The sequence below is a fragment of the Veillonella fallax genome (assembly GCF_020687175.1).
GTDB classification, from domain to species: domain Bacteria; phylum Bacillota; class Negativicutes; order Veillonellales; family Veillonellaceae; genus Veillonella; species Veillonella fallax.
In genome coordinates, this window is sequence record NZ_JAJEQD010000037.1 from 1 (window position 1) to 4,657 (window position 4,657).

Here is a 4,657-nt window from a genome sequence, read left to right on the forward strand (position 1 = left end):
ACCACTCTACTTTAGCTTTATACAGTTGTTTTTCTGTTAAAATTTTCGCCATTTCTGTAACTCACTATCTTCCACGATATACTGGGCAATCAGGAACTGGAACCTCTTCACGACTATTTTTATACCTACGAACATTAGTTAAAGGCTCACCCAATTGTTCTGCCCAAAAATTATAAAGACGAGCCCAATATTTAGTCATATACTTCATTGGTAATAATTTAAAACTAACATCATTATTACCTTCAAGAAATAATGGCTTATTAGCTCTTTGCCCCATAACCCAACCATGACCTTGTCTATTCGTATAAATTTTATCCTCTACTTTAATTCCAAAATAATGTCTTTCATAATCTAGTGTGTTATCTGTTACATATACAAATTTAATTTTTTTCATAGCACTATCTCGACTTATATTATCAATACAGTTTTTCCCTATTTTAGAATAAATAAAAAATATGGGGATAGTATCCCCTATACCGACTTATATTATCAATACAGTTTTTCCCTATTTTTAGTATAGCAACACCGACTTATATTATCAATAAGTTTTTCCCTATTTTTTTACTGCACCACAAGATAGAGGAGAAACCATAAAAGTATGAACTTTTATATCAAAACATGTATGATTACATACTTTTATATAAAAATCCATATTTTGCCATAGAAATATGGATCCGATGTAATTGGCACACAAAGTAGAAAAATGGCATTCATGACTTAACGTATGTCTATCGAAGATTGACATAGTTAAGCCATGAATTAAGATTAGTACATCGCTTTGAATTACTGCTATAATTTAATCGTTGCTCCCTCCAATTTGGCAACAGATAGGAGGTGTTTTATCTTGGAGATATTATCCAACTTCTTAATCTCTGTCATGGCAAGTGTAACTAGCTACTACATTTGCAAGTGGTTAGACAGGTGATACTAGCGAGTAACTAGCCCAAGAGGTAGCTCTCTATAAAAAGTAAAAAACCCACGGTCTAGCCACCGTGGGTTTTTGTTGTTTTATCTGAAGTTATCCAACTTCTAGCTTAATTTAATTATATCACACTACGTCATACATGCACAAAAAAAAAGCACAGACTTTATATCTGTGCTTTTTTTGCATGCATACATGTTAGATGTATCTTCACTTCTTTTGCCTAACTATAGTATATCACCAGTTACTAAATACGCATTAATAGTTTCCGTTCAAAAAGTTTAACGGCTCATACCATCATCTCTAGTAATTTCTTTTGTCCTTTGTTTTATTTCTGCTCTTCGTTCACGCACCACTCTAGGTAAAACTTTTGTTCCATAACGTAGCTCTAGTGGTTCTTGAATTTTTTGCTTGGAACACAGGTCTCTGACTAGATCCGTGCCATATTCTTGAATAAAGGCTTTATTTTTCGAAATTTCGCCTACAAGTCTTTGAAAGTCAAATTCACGTCTATTAACACTAGCAAGCATTTCTACCCACCTTGGATGCGAAATAAGGCGGTCTATTTCCAATTGTATGCCCTCACTATTCAAGCGAGCTGATCTAATATCACTGTGAATGCCATAACCTGCGTCTAATTTCTGCAAGCTATCAAGAACATCACGCCTGCTCATCTGTTCTTCTTTGTGCCACTTTGAACGCTCGATTGAGTGAATATATCGTTCTTTTCTAGCCTCATCAGTAATCTTCCAAGCCTTATCGCTTATACGAAGTCGAGGCTCCTCACCAATCTGATATTTAGCAATATCACTAGCCTCATATTTCCTTCCACAACAGTCACTAACAACTCCATTTGAATAGAACGTCAAAGCACTAACACCATATACACCAAGAGTAAGCCCTTCACCTTCTGGCTCTCGATTAGTCGGCTTATGAGTATTAGATAAGTTTTCAATCCAGATATCACGCAATTCAACTTCAACTCGTTCTATCGAACGATGAAGTTCATCAAGCTCTGCAGAAATACGTTTCATATTCGTATTAGCGGATATGATTTCCATATTTTCGCAGAACCTTTCACTACGTTCTTTCATTCGCCACGCTTTAGCTCCAACATGAATTTGAGGAACACGATCAAGACCTCGGTCTTTTAAAGAACGGCAATCAACACGTGCAGGAGTATTAGCACGTTCCAAATAAATGTTTTGACCTCGTTCCCAATCTTGCCTTAAGTCTAACAACCATTGTTTTCGTCCTGCACCTTTGGTTATCGTTGTATCTTTAGCATAACCACCACTAACTGTGCCGTCTTTTCGTGTTCTTGATTTCTTGAAAAAATTTTCACGGCTCGGTTCTTCACGATTTTCTACACGCTTACGTTCTGAAAACATAATATGAACATGAGGGTTTTTTCCGTCTTTACTATCATGAATAGCATACGTACATGGATAATCTTTAAGATTGTACCTAACGAATTGTTCAACTAATTGTTCTTGATTTTTTTGTTCTAATTCGATTGGTAAAGCTAGTTCAATTTTGCGAAAACCGTCTCCGACTTTTTCTTCTTCTTTCCAAAAATCTCGTGGAGATTTTGCCCATGACGGAATGCCATTAGATCGTGTTAATCTAATGTCATCTTCCGTACCTATACGTTTATATTTTCCGTCTCCAGATATATAGTCAAAATGAGCTCGACCGCTACCTTTTGAACCTACTTTAACGGATAATCTATATAGTGCCATTAAACCCTCCACGGAGTGGACGCACGACTTAATTTTTTAAATTAAGTCCTAAGTGCGCCCTCCTAAAATTATGCTATAAACTTCATGATTAATTATCATAAGTATATAGCATTAGGAGGGGGCATACAACGAAGTTGCATGCAAAACCTTTTATTCGGTATAATGGTTAAAAGTTATATGACGAGGAGGAATATTATGGCTAATGAATTAGACCGATTAAAAGGACAATTAGAGAACGCAAAAAAGCGTGAACAAGATGCCAAAGAACGAGTTGCAGAAATGAAAAAACTAGCTCGTGAAAAAGCAAAAGCAAAACAAGAATTAGAAAGAAAAATTAAAGCATTAGAAAATAAAAAAGCTCGTGCAGCTCGCACTAAACGATTGATCGAAATCGGAGCTTATATTGAATATCTAACTGGTGGTGAATTTGATTTAGAAAATCATAAATCAAATTCAAATCAAGAAAATTTAAAAGAATACTTTTCTAAATGGAAAGTACAATAAAAAAAGCTACAGGATTACCTGTAGCTTTTTTATTTCTACCGCACTTCGTTTGCTCACTTGAGATTTTAGTACACCAATTTTTCAAATTGCTTAGCAAAAATCTCAAGTCAAGAATTAATTATCCCACCATTTACGAATTGTTTTTGGATCTATCCCTGTATCTCTATGACACTCAATTTTCTTGCCATTTGGATTAACTAACCGCCATGCTTTAACTTGCTCTTTTTTACTAGGTCTACCTTCTGTATTTCTCCAATTTGGATTGTAGATTTCTTGTAACGCTCTAGCACCTTTCAAATGTTCAGATCGAGTACGATAATTTCGTTTATTTGGTGGCATAGGTATTGCCGATACTAACGATAATTTATCTCTGCCCCACGTTTTAAAGTTATCTCGATAGCCATGTAACGCACATAAGGCATCTTCTTCCGTGAACCTAGATTTTGGATCCGTATCATTCGATAAGCGATCTAAAATCGGAACCAATTCCAAAGCATCACGTTTCAGTTCTTCCTCTGAAACATCACATTTAATGGCAAAAATCGCTAAGCACATTAAGCAGAAGTACCGATGTCCATAGGTTGCCCCCTCAACAATCTTATTTTTCCACCAGTCATACAGGTCACGTTTAATATGCCACTTGCTTGATTTTCCTTGGTTGATACGATACTCGTACCAGTCGGGCCATAGCTTTTTAGCCGTGTCTTTAGGAACGGTATCACGTTCCGTCATATCAATGCGGTACTCGTCCCACTCTTTGAGTTTTGGTATCCATGATACCAACTCTTCAATCGTGTAATGCTCATCACTAAAGCGGTAGGCTCGAACTGGGTAGCGTTTCCCCATTTTACTCGCAGAACCTACCATACGAAAGCCTTGCAGGCAGTACTGAAATTGTATCTTCTCAATGTTAGAGGTATAGCGGTTCCAGATGAGTTTTGTCATGCCCTCTTTGAGTTTATTGAGCTTACGAATATTGTTCATCGTCGCTCGAATAGGCTTTTCTAGTACATAGTACAAATGCAGTCCATGTCCGCTTAGTACCACAAACGTAGCCTTTGGGATGTTCGTACCTTTACGCATAAATTGCGTAACCATTTGAAGCTCTGTGATACCTTGTCCGTCCAAATCAAACACAAGAGCATAGATCATACTCGCATTTTCATTCTTCGTGTTCTTCCCAATGAAGCTAGCACTCCGAATATATACATCTTCTATTCCATACCAATTAGGAATTTCTGCTAAGTCATCAAAAATAAGCTTATGCCAATGTTGCCCATGCTCATTCTTATACACAAGCATGCCATTGCCTGATTTACGCTCTGTATTCCCTTGTTCTTGAAAAGAGCCTACTGGAAAGATTTCACGATAAAAGTCTAATGGATCCACTTCTTCATATTCGTTATCTTTAAACCACTCTACTTTAGCTTTATACAGTTGTTTTTCTGTTAAAATTTTCGCCATTTCTGTAACTCACTATCTTCCACGA

The 4,657-nt window shown here is 36.5% G+C and carries 4 protein-coding genes; 1 reads left to right on the plus strand and 3 read right to left on the minus strand.

Going from position 1 to position 4,657, the window contains the following annotated elements:
- Nucleotides 1–64: 64 nt before the first annotated feature.
- Together LKD20_RS09455 and LKD20_RS09460 are read right to left on the minus strand one after the other, a co-directional pair.
- On the minus strand, nucleotides 65–394 hold the full coding sequence (locus LKD20_RS09455) for a hypothetical protein (protein WP_227721603.1): 330 nt from the start codon (nucleotides 392–394) through the stop codon (nucleotides 65–67).
- An 809-nt stretch (nucleotides 395–1,203) separates the two neighbouring features.
- Complete coding sequence (locus LKD20_RS09460; protein WP_227721604.1) at nucleotides 1,204–2,664, minus strand: MobA/MobL family protein; 1,461 nt, start codon at nucleotides 2,662–2,664, stop codon at nucleotides 1,204–1,206.
- A gap of 195 nt (nucleotides 2,665–2,859) precedes the next feature.
- On the opposite strand from LKD20_RS09460, the gene LKD20_RS09465 reads away from it, so the two are divergent.
- A complete protein-coding gene (locus LKD20_RS09465; protein ID WP_227721605.1) occupies nucleotides 2,860–3,168 on the plus strand; it encodes an efflux RND transporter periplasmic adaptor subunit in 309 nt (102 codons plus the stop codon).
- Nucleotides 3,169–3,282: 114 nt separating this feature from the next.
- On the opposite strand, the gene LKD20_RS09470 is transcribed toward LKD20_RS09465, so the two are convergent.
- On the minus strand, nucleotides 3,283–4,632 hold the full coding sequence (locus LKD20_RS09470) for a bifunctional DNA primase/polymerase (RefSeq protein ID WP_227721606.1): 1,350 nt from the start codon (nucleotides 4,630–4,632) through the stop codon (nucleotides 3,283–3,285).
- Nucleotides 4,633–4,657 lie beyond the last annotated feature (25 nt).